The following is a 16,290-nucleotide window of genomic DNA, read 5'->3' as shown; positions in this document are numbered from 1 at the left end:
ACCGGATCCCGCTCCCTCGCGTCCATGAGCGCTCCGTCCTCCCGCACCCCGCTGCGGGTGTGCTTCGTCTGCACCGGCAACATCTGCCGTTCGCCGGGCGGCCGGAGCCACGCCGGCGCGCCGCTGTCCCTGCCCGCGATGACGTTCGGCACGCACCCCGACCCCGCGGCGGACGGGCGCGCCGGGGGCACCGTGGGCCTCACGGCCCTGGTGTCCGCGCTCGCGACCGCCTGCCACCGGGTCCGGCTGCGCGCCGGCCGGAACGATCAGCCGTGCGCCTTCTCGTACGCCTCGCGGATCTGCGCGGGGACGCGGCCGCGGTCGTTGACCTCGTAGCCCTCTTCCTTCGCCCACGCGCGGATCTTGGCGGTGTCCTGGCTCGCCGCGCCGCCGCGGGAGGCGGCGCTCTTCGCGGCGCGGCCACGGCCGGCCCGGCCACCGGTACGGCGACCGCCGTCCACGTACGGGCCGAGCAGACCGCGCAGCTTGTCGGCGTTGTCGGTGGTGAGGTCGATCTCGTACGTCACTCCGTCGAGTGCGAACGTCACGGTCTCATCCGCCTCGCCGCCGTCGAGGTCGTCAACAAGAAGGACCTGAACCTTCTGTGCCACCGGCTTTCCTTTCATCGAATACGGATAACCGGTAAAAGCAAACCGCCTTTTCCCGGAAAATTCAAACCCCTTGCCCGAACTGCTCCGGGCCGGCCCGCCCTCCGCGGTCTTCCGCGCGGAACGTATCGGACATACTGTTGTGCCGGACGGAGCCCTGGGGGGCCTCACAGTTGCAACAGCATCCGGCTGTTGCCCAAGGTGTTCGGTTTCACTCGTTCGAGGTCGAGGAACTCGGCCACGCCCTCGTCCTTTGACCTCAGCAGCTCACCGAAGACATCGCCGTCGACCGGCGTCTCGCCGATCTCCACGAACCCGTGCTTCGCGAAGAAGTCCACTTCGAAGGTGAGACAGAAAATTCGCCGCACGCCCAGCCACCGTGCGGTCTGCAGCAGCTTCTCCAGCACGAGATGCCCGACGCCCTTGCCGTGGTGCGCGGGATCGACCGCGAGGGTGCGCACCTCGGCGAGGTCCTCCCACATCACGTGCAGTGCGCCGCAGCCCACGACCTCCGCGTCGTGGTCGTGTTCGGCCACCCAGAACTCCTGGATGTCCTCGTAAAGCGTCACCGTCGGCTTGTCCAGCAGGATACGGTCGCGGACATAGGCGTCGAGCAGTCGCCGGACAGCCGGCACGTCGGCCGTCCGGGCCCGGCGGATGGTGACGTCATTTGATGCGGCGGGCATGTGCGGACGCTATCGCCCGTCCGATCCGCCCGTCTCCCCGGGGTCACCCGGATCGGCGGATTGCACCACCCGCATTGCGTCGCGGAGTGCTTCTCGCTGTTCCGCCGACATCATGCCGAAGAAGGCGACAAGGGCCGCCGCGGGGTTGTCGCTCGCGGCCCACGCCTCGTGCATGAGTGCCGCGGAGTAAGCGGCCCGAGTGGAAACCGCCTCATAGCGATAGGCGCGTCCTTCGGCTTCCCTGCGGAGCCAGCCCTTCTGATGAAGGTTGTCCATTACGGTCATGACCGTCGTGTACGCGATCGACCGCTCCCGCCGGAGATCCTCCAGCACCTCGCGCACCGTCGCCGGGCGGTTCCAGCGCCAGACCCGGGTCATCACGGCGTCTTCGAGGTCTCCCAATGGACGGGGCACACCCGAATACTAGTTGCTCGCGGGCACAATGCCCGGAATGCCGGAAATTCCGGTACTTATGCCCGGGGCTCGACGCCGCCCGGCTGCTTGGTCAGGGGCTGCGCCCCGGACAGCGCGGCGTCGACCACCGCGTCCTCCTTGGCCTTGTTGGCGCCGCCCTGGCTCCTGATCAGGGTCCTGATGAGGAAGGTGAAGGCGACCGCCATCACTGCGGGGGGCACGAGCGCGGAGACGTAGTCCATGGCACCAGGGTAGCCACGCCCCCGTACGCGCTCTGCGGCGGACCACCAGGAGCAGTACGGCACCCAGGAGCCCGCGGGCCGCAGAGGCGGCCGCCAGGGGCCGTACCGGGCCGGCGCCGGTGGCGGCGGACGAGCCCCCGGTCCCGCCGGCCGTAACCGCGGTGGAGCCGCCGGAGGTGCCGCCGCCGGAGCCGGACGGCGTCTTCGCCGTGATGGCGAGGACGCCCGCGTTGCTGTTCTGGTTCTCCCGGTCGACGCCGTGGTCCGAGGCCGCGAAGACCAGGCCGCCGGCCTCGTCCAGCGCCCTGTCCGCGACGAGGGTGAAGGAGGACGTCCGAGCGGCGCCGGGCTCGATCGCATGCCGGGTGTGGCGGTGGTAATCGTTCCGGTCGGCACGGGCGCGACGCCCTGCGGATCGTCGCCGAAGGTGACACCGCCCGGGTGGTCCTCCCAGTCCGCGCTCGTCGTCAGCCTGCAGGCGTGGTCGTGTGCGGTCACCCGCACCCCGCGCGGGATCTCCGCCGCGACCCACGTCGCCCGGCCGGTCCCGTCGGCGCCGCGTGCCCGCGCGGGCTCGTCGCCCTCGTCGCGCAGGCCCACCACGGCCACGTCCACGACGCCGGACGGGGCGGCGAGATCCACGGTGACGACGACCTCGTGGGCGGGCTCCGGCACCTGCCCGTGGTCGGAGCGCCGGACCAGGGCGGTGACTCGAAGGTCTTGTACACGGTGCTCGACGCCGCCACCGCGTCGCCCGGGGCGGTCAGATGGAGCTCGGCCCTGGCGGGCGCGGCCGAGGCGGCGCCCACGGTGGCGGCGGGACCCGCCGCCGTGGTCATGACGGCGGCCGCGGTGCACACGGCGAACCGGGTGCGTCCCATGCCGGCTTCCCCCCGAGGAAGTCGACAGCCGGGTGGCGCACCCGTGAACACGAGGAAGACGCCACGAGGTGGACTCGTGACGCCTTCCGATGAATGTGCGGTGACTTTCCGTCAGCCCGTGGCGCGCTCCTCGGGCGGCGGCGGGGTGCGGCGGCGCGGCGGGAAGATCTCGGCCGGCGTGGGCACCTTGCGCTTCTCCTCACCCGGTTCGGGGGCGACGGGCTCGGTGGGGGGCGTCTTGGGCTCGGGCTTCGGGCCCGGCTTGGGATCGTCGGCCGCGGACCGTCCGCCGGGCAGTGCCCGCAGCCGGGCCCGGCCCGTGGCGGGCGTGCCGCACGGCTGCGCGGGGGCGGGGATGCGGGCCTCCAGGCGGGCGCGCACGTCCAGTTCCGCCAGGTGCTCGCAGCGGCGCAGCACGGCGCGCCTGCGGTGCGCCTCGGCGTCCGTGCACGGCTCGTCGTGCAGTCGGCGCAACGCGGCGAGGTCGTCCGGCAGGGGGACGTACCCCGTGTCGAGCGCCCCCGACAGCCGCTCCAGATAGCCGGCGGCGCTGCCGGGCAGCGCCGCCCGGTAGCGGGCGAGCTCCGCGAGCTGGAAGCTCCGCAGCCGCCCGCCCTCGCGGGCCGCCTCGTCGACGTCCTCGACGAGGCGCAGATACTCCCTGACCTCGTCGGGGGTGGGGAGCATGGTGCTGGACTGGAGGGCCGCTGAGAGGGCGCGCCGGAGCACGCGCAGTTCATCCGCGCTGAACGCCATTCCGCCTCGGGACCCGTGTGGCGTGGGCATGGTCCGACTTTACGTACTAAGCGGACAAAATACGCGTAACCAGATATGCCCGGGCGCGCCGCGGGGCGCCCTCCCCCGCGCGTCCGGCGGTCCGTCAGGTCGTCGACACGTTCCGCTCGTAGACCAGCCGGAGACCTATCAGCGTCAGCCAGGGTTCGTGGACGTCGATGACCGCCGACTCGCCCAGCACCAGCGGCGCCAGGCCGCCGGTGGCGATGACCGTGACGTCGTCCGGGTCGTCGGCGAGCTCCCGCGCCATCCGTTCCGCCACGCCGTCCACCTGGCCCGCGAAGCCGTACAGGATGCCGGACTGCATGGCCTCGATGGTGTTCTTGCCGATGACGCTGCGCGGGCGGGTCAGTTCGACCTTGCGCAGCTGGGCGCCGCGGGCCCCCAGGGCGTCGACGGAGATCTCGATACCCGGCGCGATGGCGCCGCCCGCGTACTCGCCGCGCGCCGTGACCGCGTCGAAGGTGGTGGCCGTGCCGAAGTCCACCACGATGCAGGGCCCGCTGTAGAGGTGGACGGCGGCGAGGGAGTTGATGATCCGGTCGGAGCCGACTTCCTTCGGGTTGTCGGTGAGCACCGGGACACCGGTCTTGACCCCGGGCTCGACGAGGACGGCCGGCACGTCGCCGTAGTAACGGCGGGTCACCTCGCGCAGCTCGTGCAGCACGGAGGGGACGGTGGAGCAGATGGCGATCCCGTGGATGTTGTCGCCCAGTTCCTCGCCGAGCAGCGGGTGCATGCCCATCAGGCCCTGCATGAGGACCGCCATCTCGTCCGCCGTGCGGCGCGGGTCGGTGGAGACCCGCCAGTGCTCGACGATCTCGTCCCCGTCGAACAGCCCCAGAACGGTGTGGGTGTTGCCGACGTCGATGGTGAGAAGCATCAGTCCCGCTCCGACCCCTCGGACCGCAGGTCCAGGCCGATGTCCAGGATCGGCGAGGAGTGCGTCAGCGCGCCCACGGCCAGGTAGTCGACGCCGGTCGCGGCGTAGGCACGGGCGTTGTCCAGGGTGAGCCGGCCGGAGGACTCCAGCAGGGCGCGGCCCGCGACGATGGCGACCGCCTCCTCCGTCTCGGAAGGGGTGAAGTTGTCCAGCAGGATCAGGTCCGCGCCCGCGTCCAGGACCTCGCGCACCTGGTGCAGGGTGTCGACCTCGACCTCGATCGCCAGGTCGGGGAACTCGTCCCGGACGGCCTTGAAGGCGGCCGCGACGCCGCCCGCGGCGACCACGTGGTTGTCCTTGACCAGGGCCGCGTCCGACAGCGACATGCGGTGGTTGACGCCGCCGCCGCAGCGGACCGCGTACTTCTCCAGCGCGCGAAGGCCCGGGGTGGTCTTGCGGGTGTCGCGCACCTTCGCCTTGGTGCCCTCCAGCGCGTCGGCCCAGCGGCGGGTGGCGGTGGCGATCCCGGACAGCCGGCACATCAGGTTGAGCGCGCTGCGCTCGGCGGTCAGGAGATCCCTCGTACGAGTGCGTACCGAGAGCAGCACCTGACCCGCCTCGACCCGGTCGCCGTCCTCGACGTGCCGCTCGACCTCGAACTCGTCGGTGCACACGATGGACAGGACCGCCTCGGCGACCCGCAGGCCGGCGGCCACGCCGGCCTCGCGCGCGGTGAAGTCACCGGTGGCGAGGGCGTCCTCGGGGATGGTGGCCACCGTGGTGACGTCCACCCCGCCGTCCAGGTCCTCCTCGATGGCCATGTGCGCGACGTCCTCGACCAGCACCGGGTCCAGCCCGGCGTCGGCCAGCAGCTGCGCCAGGTCCGGGTCCAGGCCGCACTCGGCCGGGTCGTGGGCGTACTCGTCGCCGGAACCGCAGCCGCAGCCGTCACCGCAGCCACCGCCGCCGCCGCTGGCGCCGCCGATCTGCAGGAGGGGGAGGTCGGGCGTGCTCATCGCTGGTGCTCCGTTCGAGGACGGGTCGGGGGAAGGTCCGCTGTGGGAGTGGTGCGGATGGTGAGACTAGTGGGTGCGGCGGGTACCGCCTCACCCGAAGGGAGCCGTACGACGACGTGCCTGCGCCAGTTCTCGTCGTCGCGCTCGGGGCGGTCCTCGCGCCAGTGGCAGCCGCGGGTCTCCTCGCGGCGGCGGGCGGCCTCCACGAGGACCCGGGACACCAGGCAGAGGTTGGTCGCCTCCCAGGTCTCCACGCAGGGCTCGGCCGTCTTCCCGTCGCGCTCCAGCAATTCCTCGGCGTCGGCGTACATCCGGCTCAGCGCCGCGGCCGCCTCCTCCAGGCTGTCGGCGCTGCGCAGCACCCCCGCTCCGCGCGTCATGATCCGCTGGATCCCGTAGCGCGCCTCGGAGGGCAGCAGCGGGAAGCGGCTCGGGTCGGGGACCACCGGCGCGCCGGGGGCCGCCGGGTGTTCGGCGATGTCGGCGGCGATGCGCTCGGCGAAGACCAGCCCCTCCAGAAGCGAGTTGGACGCCAGCCGGTTGGCGCCGTGCACACCCGTGCAGGCGACCTCGCCGCACGCGTACAGGCCCGGCACCGTGGTGCGGCCGAGCAGATCGGTGCGCACCCCGCCGGAGGCGTAGTGCGCGGCGGGGGCCACCGGGATGGGCCGGGTGACCGGGTCGATGCCGTTGGCCCGGCAGGCGGCCAGGATCGTCGGGAAGCGGTGCTCCCACATCTCCGCGCCGAAGTGCCGGCCGTCGAGGTACATGTGCTCGGCGCCGGTCTCCTGCATACGGCGCGTGATCCCCTTGGCGACGATGTCGCGCGGCGCCAGCTCGGCCAGCTCGTGCTGCCCCTGCATGAAGCGCACCCCGTCGGCGTCGACGAGGTAAGCGCCCTCCCCGCGCACGGCCTCGGAGACCAGCGGCTGCTGGCCCTCGGCGTCCGGGCCGAGGAAGAGCACCGTCGGGTGGAACTGCACGAACTCCAGGTCCGAGACCTCCGCCCCGGCGCGCAGCGCCAGCGCCACCCCGTCGCCCGTCGACACCGCGGGATTGGTGGTGGCCGAGAAGACCTGGCCCATTCCGCCGGTCGCCAGCACCACCGCCCGGGCCCGCACGGCACCGACGCCGTCGCGCTGCCCCTCGCCCATGACGTGCAGGGTGACGCCCGCGGCGCGGCCCTCGGCGTCGGTCAGCAGATCCAGCACGAGGGCGTTCTCGATGAGTTCGATCCGCCCCTGGCCTTCGGCATGGGGGACCCCAGCGTGGCGCACGGCCTCGATCAGCGCCCGGGAGATCTCCGCGCCCGTCGCGTCGCCGCCCGCGTGGGCGATCCGGCGGCGGTGGTGACCGCCCTCCCGGGTCAGCAGGATCTCGCCGGTGGCCTCGCTGGTGTCGAAGTGCGCACCCGTCGCGATCAGCCGGCGGACGGCGTCGGGGCCCTCGGTCACCAGGATCCGCACGGCCTCCTCGTCGCAGAGCCCGGCGCCCGCGACGAGGGTGTCGTCCAGGTGCTGCTCCGGGGTGTCGCCCTCGCCGAGCGCGGCGGCGATGCCGCCCTGCGCCCAGCGCGTGGAGCCGTCGTCGAGCCGGGCCTTGGTGACGACGGTGACCTTGGCGCCCTGCGCCGCGCAGCGCAGCGCGACCGTCAGCCCGGCCACGCCGGACCCGACCACCACCACGTCCGCCTCGTGCGCCCAGCCGGGTGCGGGGGCGTGCAGCCGTATGCCTGTACCTGTGCCGCTCATCGGCGGGCTCCGAACTCCAGGGGGATGTTGTCGATCAGCCGGGTCGAGCCGACCTTGGCGGCGACGGCGAGCACCGCCGGTCCGGTGTGGCCGGGGGCGGCCTCGGTGAAGTCACACGGGTCGATGAGGGCGAGGTAGTCCACCGCGAGCCCGTCGGCCTTCTCCAGGACCGTCCGCGCCGCCGCGCGTACGGCGTCGGGCCCGTCGTCCAGGGCGTCGCGCCCGGCGAACAGGGCGCGGGAGAGGGCCAGGGCGGTGTCCCGATCGCCGTCCGACAGATAGCGGTTGCGGCTGGACAGGGCCAGGCCGTCCGGCTCGCGGACCGTGGGGACGCCCACGATCTCGGCCGGGAAGTTCAGGTCGGTCACCATGCGGCGGATGAGGGCCAGTTGCTGGGCGTCCTTCTGGCCGTAGAAGGCCACGTCCGGCCGGGTCAGGTGGAGCAGCTTGGCGACGACGGTCAGCATGCCGTCGAAGTGGCCGGGGCGGGAGGCGCCCTCGTACCCCGCGCCCATCGGCCCGGCGGCGATCCGCACCAGCGGCTGCCCGCCGGGGTAGACCTCGTCGACGGAGGGCGCGAAGACGATGTCCGCGCCCGCCCGCCCGGCGATCTCGACATCGGCGTCGAGTGTGCGCGGGTAGCGGTCGAAGTCCTCGTTCGGCCCGAACTGCAGCGGGTTGACGAAGACGGTGACGACGACGGTGCCGTCCCCCACCCGCTCGCGGGCGGTCCGCACGAGCGTGGCGTGCCCCTCGTGCAGCGCGCCCATGGTCATCACGACCCCGACCTCGCCGGGACGGCGCTCGACGGCCGCCCGCAGCTCGCGCGCGGTGTGCACCAGCCCGGTCATCGCTTTCCCCCCTCGGCACCGTCCGCGAGGACGCCCAGCAGCGCCTCCGCGAACTCCGGCTTCAGCATTCCGCCCGCCAGCGCGCGGTCCGCCGTGGCGCGGGCCATCGCGACGTACGGGGCCACCATCTCCGGCGCGTGCACACGCAGCTCGGCGAGGTGCGCGGCGACCGTGCCCGCGTCGCCGCGGGCGACCGGGCCGGTGAGGGCCGCGTCACCGGAGCGCAGGGCGTTGTCGAGGGCCGCGCCGAGCAGCGGGCCCAGCATGCGGCCGGGCTCGGTGACGCCGGAGGCGCGCAGCAGCTCCATCGACTGGGCGACCAGCGTGACCAGGTGGTTCGCGCCGATCGCCAGGCCCGCGTGGTAGAGCGGGCGGGCCGACTCCTCGATCCACTCGGGCTCGCCGCCCATCTCGATGACCAGGGCCTCGGCGGCCATCCGCAGCTCCGCGGGGGCCGTGACGCCGAAGGAGCAGCCGGCCAGCCGCTGGACGTCGACGGAGGTGCCCGTGAAGGTCATCGCCGGGTGCAGGGCCAGCGGCAGCCCGCCCGCGCGCAGCGCCGGCTCCAGGACTGAGGTGCCGTACCGGCCCGAGGTGTGCACCAGCAGCTGGCCCGGCCGTACGGCGCCGGTCTCGGCGAGGCCGGCCACGAGCCCGGGCAGCGCGTCGTCCGGCACGGTCAGCAGGACGAGCTCGGAGCGGGCCAGGACCTCGGCGGGCTCCACGAGCGGCACGTCGGGCAGCAGGACGGCGGCACGGCGCCGCGAGGCGTCGGAGACCCCGGACGCCGCCACCGGATGGTGCCCGGCGAGTTTCAGCGCGGCCGCGAGCGCGGGACCGACCCGCCCCGCGCCGACGACGCCGACCGTGAGCCGCGCGGGGCGGGCCTCCACGTCGGGGGGCAGGGGCCCCGGGGTGTGCGATGCGTTCACGCTGCGCTGGCCTTCCGTTCCAGTCCTCACGGGGGTACCGGACGTTCTCGTCAATGCTACGCGAATGTTTCCCGGCGCCCCCCGGGGCGGCAGGATCGGTGCATGACCTCTGCCGATGACGAGAAGGCGCGGCGTATCGCCGCCGTACGCTCCTGCGACCGGGTGCTGTCGCACGGGAAACCGGCCACGATGCGAGAACGGCTGGCCAGGCTGGCCGACCGGGACGGCCTGGACGGCCCGGTGGACATGTACGGGGACGGGATCGTCGCCGAGCTGGAGCACCGGGTGGCCGGACTGCTCGGCACGGACCAGGCCGTGTACTTCCCCACCGGGACCATGGCCCAGCAGGTCGCCCTGCGCTGCTGGGCGGGCCGCACCGGCAACCCGGTCGTCGCGCTGCACCCGCTGGCCCACCCCGAGGTGCACGAGCGCGGCGCGCTGTCCGCGCTGAGCGGTCTGCGGACCGTGCATCCCACCACGGCGCGGCGGATACCGGACGCCGACGAGGTGCGCGGCATGGACGAGCCCTTCGGCACGCTCATGCTGGAGCTGCCGTTGCGGGACGCCGGTTTCGTCCTCCCCACCTGGGACGAACTCACCGCGACCGTGGCCGCGGCGCGCGAGCGCGACGCCGTCGTCCACTTCGACGGAGCCCGGCTGTGGGAGTGCCCGCCGCACTTCGGGCACCCCCTGGACGAGATCGCGGGGCTCGCCGACAGCGTGTACGTCTCCTTCTACAAGTCCCTCGGCGGCGTCGCCGGCGCCGCCCTCGCGGGCCCCGCCGACCTCATCGCCGAGGCCCGCGCCTGGCGGCACCGCTACGGCGGGCTCGTCTTCCAGCAGTGGCCCGCCGTGCTGGCGGCGCTCGACGGGCTGGACCAGGAGCTGCCGCGCCTGCCGGAGTACGTGGCCCACGCCAAGGTCGTCGCGGCGGCCCTGCGCGACGCGCTCGCCGCGCCGGGGTGGGTCCGGGTACACCCCGAGGTGCCGCACACGCACCAGTTCCAGGTGTGGCTCGCGGAGTCCCCCGACGTCCTCAACGAGGCCGCGGTGCGGCAGGCGGAGGAGACGAAGACCGCGGTCTTCGGGCGCTGGGGCCCCTCCGAGGTGCCGGGGGTCGCCATGACGGAGGTCACGGTGGGGGCGTCCGCGCTCGAGTGGGACGCGGCCGCGGTGGGGGACGCTGTCGCGGACTTCCTCCACTTCGTGCGCGAGGCGCGCACGCTGACCGGAACCGGGTGACGTCTGCGGCGCCGCGCAGCCGCTACGCGGCTACGCGGCGCCCCCGCCGGCGCGCACGAGCCCCGTCTCGTACGCGAGGACCACCGCCTGCACCCGGTCCCGCAGATCGAGCTTGGTCAGAATGCGCCCCACATGCGTCTTCACCGTGGCCTCGCTCAGCACCAGCTTCGCCGCGATCTCCCCGTTCGACAGCCCCTGGGCGACCAGGAGCAGCACCTCCCGCTCGCGGTCCGTGAGCCGCTCCAGCTCCTTGTGCGTCGGCCGGCTCGCGCTCGGCAGCAGCGGCGTGAAGCGGTCCAGCAGGCGCCGCGTCGTGCTCGGGGCGACGACCGCGTCGCCGCTGTGGACGGCGCGGATCGCCGTGAGGAGCTCGTCCGGCGGGACGTCCTTGAGCATGAAGCCGCTCGCACCCGCCTTGAGTGCGGAGAAGGCGTACTCGTCGAGGTCGAAGGTGGTGAGGATGAGCACGCGCGGGCCGCCGTCGTCGGGGGTGCGGTCGGGGGCGCCGCAGATCCGGCGGGTGGCCTCGACGCCGTCCAGGCGGGGCATCCGGACGTCCATGAGGACCACGTCCACCGGGGTGGTGCGCAGGGTCTCGACGGCCTCCGCGCCGTCCCCGGCCTCGGCGACGACCTCCATGTCGGGCTGGGCCTGCAGCACCATGCGGAAGCCGGTGCGCAGCAGCACCTGGTCGTCGACGAGCATCACGCGGATCGCCATGGGTCCGGTCCTCTTTCCCTTTTCCTGTCGTCTGTGTTCCCGTCCCGGCGTGTGCCCGCTAGCCCGCGGCCCTCACCGGGAGGACCGCGCTGATGCGGAAGCCGCCGCCGGGTCGCGGCCCGGCGTCGAGGGTGCCGCTCACCATGCCGACGCGTTCGCGCATGCCGATCAGGCCCTGGCCCTGGCCGTCCTCGCCGCCGCCCTCGTAGAGCTCCTGCTGGGCGCCGCGTCCGTCGTCCTCGATGAGCAGGCTGAGATCGCTGTCGCCGAACGTGAGCCGGACCTTGGCGTGCGCCTCGGGCCCGCCGTGCTTGCGGGTGTTGGTGAGCGCCTCCTGCACGATGCGGTACGCGGTGAGCTCGACGCCGCTGGCGAGCGGCCGTGACTCCCCCTGCACCTCGAAGGCGACGGGCAGCCCGGCGCCCCGGACCTGCTCTATGAGGTCGGTCAGCTGGTCGACGCCCGGCTGCGGCACGTACTCGCCGCGTCCGTCGTCGCCGGCCCGCAGCACCCCGAGCAGGCGGCGCATCTCGGTGAGCGCCTGGCGGCCGGTGGTGGAGATCGTCTCCAGGGCCTGCTTGGCCTGCTCCGGCGAGGCGTCCAGCACATAGGCGGCGCCGTCGGCCTGGACGACCATCACGGACACGTTGTGGGCGACGACGTCGTGGAGTTCGCGGGCGATCCGGGCGCGTTCGGCGGCGACCGCGGCCTTGGACTGGGCCTCGCGTTCGCGCTGCAGGCGGGCGGCGCGTTCCTCCAGCTCGGCGTAGTAGGCGCGGCGGGTGCGGAGGCTGTCGCCGATCACCCAGGCGAGCAGGAAGGGGACGGCGAGGAAGACGGCGGAGACGGCGTCGGCCCAGTGGCCTTCGGTCTCGTTGGGCCAGCGCAACGTGGCGATGGTGGAGGCGACCAGTCCGCCGGCGAAGGCGAGCCGGGACGCCCAGCGGGCGCCGTTGGCCGCGACGGTGTAGATGATCACCAGCATGGCGAAGTCGCCCGGGTTGGCCTGGACGTCCAGCAGCAGCTGGAGCGCCCCGACGAGGACGGCGAGCAGCAGCATCTTCTCCGGCATGCGGCGGCGCAGCGCGACCACGACGGACAGCGCGAGCGCCAGCGGCACGGCGGCGACCCGGGAGTGCGCGTGCAGCTCGTCGGCGGCGATCCACAGGGAGGAGAACCCGAGCAGGACGAGGGCCCAGAAGCCGTCGACCCAGGTCGGGTGCCTGCGGAGGAAATCGTAGAGACGCTGCACGTAACCCAGCGTAGGCATCCGGGATGCGTGCGGGAGTCAACCGGAGGAGCGATCCGGGGTACTCCCCAGGGTGGACGCGCGCCCTCCGCCGAGGATGAGGCACCGGGCCGCCGGAGGTGCGCCCCCGTGCGGTCAGCCCGCGGCGCGGCGGTGGCTGCGGGTGCCGTTGCGGGAGCGCTTCTCGATGTACATGCGCTGGTCCGCGGATTGCAGCACCTCGTCCGCGGTCATGCCGCAGCCGGCCCAGCCGATGCCGAAGCTGGCCCCGACCCGGACCGCGCGGCCCTCGAAACGGATCGGCGGGATGATCGCGTTGCGCAGCCGCACCGCGAGGTCCTCGGCGTCCTCCTGGCCGAGGCCGTCGGCGAGGACGACGAACTCGTCGCCGCCGAGCCGGGCCACCGTGTCCCCGTCCCGTACGGCGCTGGTGAGGCGGCGGGCGACCTCGATGAGCACGGCGTCGCCGGTGTGGTGGCCGAACCGGTCGTTGATCGACTTGAAGCCGTCCAGGTCGCAGAAGAGCACGGCCAGACCCTTGCCGCCGTCCCGGTCGCCGGACGGCGGGACGGTGTGGGTGTGGTGGTCGAAGCCGGACAGCGGGGCGCCGCGGTCGACGGGGTCGTAGTCGTAGGTGTACGCGAACTCGTCGCCGCCCGCGTGGGCGGCGGTGTGGCCGTCGGCGTCGGGGGCCAGGGGGCGGGCGCAGATCCTGCCGGAGAGCCGGGCGCGCAGCTCGGCGCTGTTGGGCAGCCCGGTGAGCGAGTCATGGCTGGCGCGGTGGGCGAGGGCGAGCTCGCGGCCCTTGCGTTCCTCGATGTCCTCGACGTGGGTGAGCAGGAAACGCGGACCGTCGGCGGTGTCGGCGACGACGGAGTTGCGCAGGCTGACCCACACGTAGGAGCCGTCGCGGCGCTGCAGCCGCAGCTCGGCGCGGCCGCCCTCGGCGCTGGTGCGCAGCAGGACGCCGACGTCCTCGGGATGGACGAGGTCGGAGAAGGAGTGGCGGCGCAGCACCGCGGCCGGGCGGCCGAGCAGCCGGCACAGCGCGTCGTTGGTGCGGACCAGCTTGCCGTGCTGGTCGCCGCCCATCTCGGCGATGGCCATGCCGCTCGGGGCGTACTCGAAGGCCTGCCGGAAGCTCTCCTCGCTGGCCCGCAGCGCCTGCTGCTCGCGTTCCAGGCGGACCAGCGCGCGTTGCATATTTGCACGTAGACGCGCGTTGCTGATGGCGATGGCGGACTGGAAGGCGTACATCTGCAGCGCCTCGCGGCCCCACGGGCCGGGCCGCCGGCCGCCCACCGGGCGGTCGACGGATATGACGCCGATCAGCTCGCCGCCGCCGGACGGGTTGGCGTACATGGGCGCCAGGAGCCGGTCCTCGGGGTGCCATTCGTCGGGGAAGCGGGGAGGCGGGCCGTCGCCGGGCCAGCTGGGGACGTCGTCGCCGTCCAGGACCCAGCCCTCGTGGTGCGGGATGAAGCGCAGGGTGCCCCAGCGCTCGCCCATGGTGAGCCGGCGCTCCCAGGAGGCGCGCGAGCCGACCCGCCCGGCCATCAGGGCCTCGGCGGCGGGGCTCCCGGCGACTGCGGCGACGACCAGGTCACCGTCCGGCCGGACGAGGTTGACCACGGCCAGCTCGAAGCCGAGGCCCTTGACCACGCCGTCGGCGACGGCCTGAAGGGTGTCGGCGAGGCTGCGGGCGCAGTTGAGATCCGCCACGACCTGGTGCACCTGGCGCAGGGTCGCGAGGCGGACATACGGCTCCGACTCGGTGTCCATGCGCTCTCCCCGGGCCCTCGACGACAACTCCTGAGACTGCTTGTGGTCCGTTGTGGTCCAATTCCCACCGCAACTGAATCACAGCGAGCAGTTCGACCGGTACACAGGGTCAACAATTCATGCCCCTTGTGACTCAAGTCACATCTGATTGTCGTGTTCCGATCACGCAGCGTAGAGCAGACCGGTGCTTCGCCTTCACCCATCGAACACAATCGAGCAGGTGAGCGGGGGTTGCACGACCAGAACCGGGGTGAGGCCGGAGGTCCTAGGACCCGGCTCGATCCGAAGTCCGATGCGGGTGGCGCGGCAGTCCGGCTAGCGTCGGGGCGTGTCACAGTCAATCACCTCCCCGTCCCTCATCCCGCATCCTGGGACCGTGCCCGACGGTTCCGAGCCACCGCCCCCGGTCGTGGACGGCGAAGCCTTCCGCGCCGCCATGAGCCGCCTCGCCGCGGGAGTCGTCCTCGTGACCGCCCACGACCCCGAGGACGGCCCGCGGGGCGAGGACGTGGGCATGACCGCGACCGCCTTCGTCTCGGTCTCCCTGGAGCCGCCCCTGGTGATGGTGAGCCTGCGCGAGGGGTCGCGCATGGACGAGTTGCTGGAGCGCCGGCGGCGCTGGGCCGTGTCCGTGCTGAGCGAGAGCCAGCGGCACATCGCCGGGCGCTTCGCCATGCGCGGCCGCATCAGCGACCGGCTGCTCTTCGAGGACGTCCCCTACTACCGCGGCGAGGTCTCGGGCGCCCCCATCCTCGGCGGCGGCCTGGCCGTGCTCGAGTGCGAGACCGAGCAGCGCGTCGCGGCCGGCGACCACACCCTCGTGATCGCCCGTGTGCTGACCGCCCGCACGCCCAGCGCGGACGGCGCGCCCCTGGTGTACTTCCGGGGCCGCTACCGGCACTTGAGCTGACACGCGGAGCCGGAGCGCCGGGCAGAGCGGCCGGAGCGCGCGGAACGCGCGCGGACGCGCCCGGCACCGGGGAGCGTCAGGACCAGCCCCGCGGGTCGCGGCCGCGCTTGGTGTCGCCGCGGCGCTTCTTCTCCCGCAGCCGCCGCTCGTTGATGCCGCGCGGGATCTTCGTGGGCCGGCGCACCTTGGGCGGCGGCGCCGTCGCCTCGGCGAGCAGCGCCCCCAGACGTGTCATCGCCGTCTCGCGGTTGCGCCACTGCGAACGGTGCTCCGAGGCCCGTACCACCAGGACGCCGCCCACCAGGCGGGAGGCGAGCCGCTCCAGGGCGCGCTGCTTCCACACCGGCGGCAGCGACTCGGAATTGGCGAGATCGAATCGGAGCTCGACCTGGCTGTCGGAGGTGTTCACGTGCTGGCCGCCCGGTCCGGACGACCGGGAGAAACGCCACATGAGCTCGGCCTCCGGTATGGAGACCGAGCCGCGGACGAAGAGGGAGGACGGCCCGGACATGCCTCCCATGATCCCGCCGGCGGCCGCCGGCGTCACAGGGTTTTCCGGCACCTGCTCCCGGACGGTCCCGAACACCGTTTTCCGCCGCAAAGGAACCGCACCGGCCTCTCACGGCGTTGTCCCCCGTGAAGGTAGCGTCGACGTCGGCACGAAATGACCGACATCACGGAGGGGACTCCCATGGCTGTAAGCCTGTCGAAGGGCGGCAACGTCTCGCTCACCAAGGAAGCGCCGGGCCTGACGGCCGTCACGGTGGGCCTGGGCTGGGACGTTCGCACCACCACCGGCACCGACTTCGACCTCGACGCGAGCGCCATCGCGCTCAACCCCAGCGGCAAGGTCTACGCCGACGCCTTCTTCGTCTTCTTCAACAACAAGCAGACGCCGGACCAGAGCATCGTCCACACCGGTGACAACCGCACCGGCGAGGGCGCGGGCGACGACGAGGCGATCAACGTCAACCTGGCGGGGCTGCCCGCCGACATCGAGCGCATCGTCTTCCCCGTCTCCATCTACGACGCCGAGTCCCGCAGCCAGAACTTCGGCCAGGTCCGCAACGCCTACATCCGCATCGTCAACCAGGCCGGCGGCGCCGAGATCGCCCGCTACGACCTCAGCGAGGACGCGGCCACCGAGACCGCCATGGTCTTCGGCGAGCTGTACCGCAACGGGGCCGAGTGGAAGTTCCGCGCGGTCGGCCAGGGCTACGCCTCCGGCCTCGCCGGCATCGCCACCGACTTCGGCGTCGGCCTCTGACCCAGCCGGGGCCTCACTTGATGAGGCGCCCCGTGCCCCGCACGCGACTAGCGTGCGGGGC

The 16,290-nt window shown here is 73.1% G+C and carries 17 protein-coding genes and 1 pseudogene; 4 read left to right on the top strand and 14 right to left on the bottom strand.

All coding sequences use genetic code 11. The features are described from left to right. Window positions 1-336, top strand: a pseudogene (locus ACWDAS_RS31115) (hypothetical protein); the annotation flags it as partial. On the opposite strand, the gene ACWDAS_RS31110 reads toward ACWDAS_RS31115, so the two are convergent. The 10 genes from ACWDAS_RS31110 to ACWDAS_RS31065 all read right to left on the bottom strand — a co-directional run bounded on the left by ACWDAS_RS31110 (window position 267) and on the right by ACWDAS_RS31065 (window position 9,059). Next, on the bottom strand, window positions 267-611 hold the full coding sequence (locus ACWDAS_RS31110) for a histone-like nucleoid-structuring protein Lsr2 (protein ID WP_450397654.1): 345 nt from the start codon (window positions 609-611) through the stop codon (window positions 267-269). The pseudogene ACWDAS_RS31115 and the gene ACWDAS_RS31110 overlap by 70 nt on opposite strands. A 164-nt stretch (window positions 612-775) precedes the next feature. Continuing rightward, window positions 776-1,294 (bottom strand): amino-acid N-acetyltransferase, encoded by a 519-nt coding sequence (locus tag ACWDAS_RS31105; RefSeq protein ID WP_450397652.1) that lies wholly within the window; start codon window positions 1,292-1,294, stop codon window positions 776-778. Between the two features lie 9 nt (window positions 1,295-1,303). Continuing rightward, complete coding sequence (locus ACWDAS_RS31100; RefSeq protein ID WP_450397650.1) at window positions 1,304-1,708, bottom strand: BlaI/MecI/CopY family transcriptional regulator; 405 nt, start codon at window positions 1,706-1,708, stop codon at window positions 1,304-1,306. A 56-nt stretch (window positions 1,709-1,764) separates the two neighbouring features. Further along, window positions 1,765-1,950 carry a hypothetical protein gene (locus ACWDAS_RS31095; RefSeq protein ID WP_450397648.1) on the bottom strand — a complete coding sequence of 62 codons (186 nt, stop codon included), beginning with the start codon at window positions 1,948-1,950 and terminating at the stop codon, window positions 1,765-1,767. 992 nt (window positions 1,951-2,942) lie between these two features. Further along, a complete protein-coding gene (locus ACWDAS_RS31090) occupies window positions 2,943-3,617 on the bottom strand; it encodes a hypothetical protein (protein WP_450397646.1) in 675 nt (224 codons plus the stop codon). Window positions 3,618-3,711: 94 nt separating this feature from the next. After that, window positions 3,712-4,509 carry a type III pantothenate kinase gene (locus ACWDAS_RS31085; protein WP_450397644.1) on the bottom strand — a complete coding sequence of 266 codons (798 nt, stop codon included), beginning with the start codon at window positions 4,507-4,509 and terminating at the stop codon, window positions 3,712-3,714. Further along, on the bottom strand, window positions 4,509-5,525 hold the full coding sequence (gene nadC / locus ACWDAS_RS31080; protein WP_450397643.1) for a carboxylating nicotinate-nucleotide diphosphorylase: 1,017 nt from the start codon (window positions 5,523-5,525) through the stop codon (window positions 4,509-4,511). The genes ACWDAS_RS31085 and nadC overlap by 1 nt, the downstream gene beginning before the upstream one ends. Then, window positions 5,522-7,276, bottom strand: coding sequence for an L-aspartate oxidase (locus ACWDAS_RS31075; protein ID WP_450397641.1), 1,755 nt, complete (start codon window positions 7,274-7,276; stop codon window positions 5,522-5,524). Before ACWDAS_RS31075 ends, nadC begins: the two co-directional genes overlap by 4 nt. Further along, entirely contained in the window at window positions 7,273-8,127 is an 855-nt protein-coding gene (gene panC / locus ACWDAS_RS31070; RefSeq protein WP_450397639.1) for a pantoate--beta-alanine ligase, read from the bottom strand. The genes ACWDAS_RS31075 and panC overlap by 4 nt, the downstream gene beginning before the upstream one ends. Then, complete coding sequence (locus ACWDAS_RS31065; RefSeq protein WP_450397638.1) at window positions 8,124-9,059, bottom strand: Rossmann-like and DUF2520 domain-containing protein; 936 nt, start codon at window positions 9,057-9,059, stop codon at window positions 8,124-8,126. The genes panC and ACWDAS_RS31065 overlap by 4 nt, the downstream gene beginning before the upstream one ends. Before the next feature lie 102 nt (window positions 9,060-9,161). On the opposite strand from ACWDAS_RS31065, the gene ACWDAS_RS31060 reads away from it, so the two are divergent. Then, window positions 9,162-10,301, top strand: coding sequence for a threonine aldolase family protein (locus ACWDAS_RS31060; protein ID WP_450397636.1), 1,140 nt, complete (start codon window positions 9,162-9,164; stop codon window positions 10,299-10,301). A gap of 30 nt (window positions 10,302-10,331) precedes the next feature. On the opposite strand, the gene ACWDAS_RS31055 is transcribed toward ACWDAS_RS31060, so the two are convergent. From ACWDAS_RS31055 to cdgB, 3 genes are all read right to left on the bottom strand, one after another. Further along, window positions 10,332-11,021 carry a response regulator gene (locus ACWDAS_RS31055; RefSeq protein ID WP_450397635.1) on the bottom strand — a complete coding sequence of 230 codons (690 nt, stop codon included), beginning with the start codon at window positions 11,019-11,021 and terminating at the stop codon, window positions 10,332-10,334. Between the two features lie 58 nt (window positions 11,022-11,079). Continuing rightward, complete coding sequence (locus ACWDAS_RS31050) at window positions 11,080-12,273, bottom strand: sensor histidine kinase (RefSeq protein WP_450397634.1); 1,194 nt, start codon at window positions 12,271-12,273, stop codon at window positions 11,080-11,082. Between the two features lie 132 nt (window positions 12,274-12,405). Continuing rightward, on the bottom strand, window positions 12,406-14,052 hold the full coding sequence (gene cdgB / locus ACWDAS_RS31045) for a diguanylate cyclase CdgB (protein WP_450397633.1): 1,647 nt from the start codon (window positions 14,050-14,052) through the stop codon (window positions 12,406-12,408). 436 nt (window positions 14,053-14,488) lie between these two features. Between cdgB and ACWDAS_RS31040 the strand changes: the two genes are divergently transcribed. Further along, entirely contained in the window at window positions 14,489-14,962 is a 474-nt protein-coding gene (locus tag ACWDAS_RS31040) for a flavin reductase family protein (RefSeq protein ID WP_450397670.1), read from the top strand. Window positions 14,963-15,038: 76 nt separating this feature from the next. On the opposite strand, the gene arfB is transcribed toward ACWDAS_RS31040, so the two are convergent. After that, window positions 15,039-15,482: an alternative ribosome rescue aminoacyl-tRNA hydrolase ArfB gene (gene arfB / locus ACWDAS_RS31035; RefSeq protein ID WP_450397669.1), complete on the bottom strand. Its 444-nt coding sequence runs from the start codon at window positions 15,480-15,482 to the stop codon at window positions 15,039-15,041. Between the two features lie 171 nt (window positions 15,483-15,653). Between arfB and ACWDAS_RS31030 the strand changes: the two genes are divergently transcribed. Then, entirely contained in the window at window positions 15,654-16,229 is a 576-nt protein-coding gene (locus ACWDAS_RS31030) for a TerD family protein (protein WP_450397632.1), read from the top strand. Window positions 16,230-16,290: the final 61 nt, after the last annotated feature.

It is taken from the genome of Streptomyces sp. NPDC001070 (genome assembly GCF_053598835.1).
Note: the sequence above shows the minus strand (reverse complement) of the source record. Positions and strands in the feature narration are given on the sequence as shown.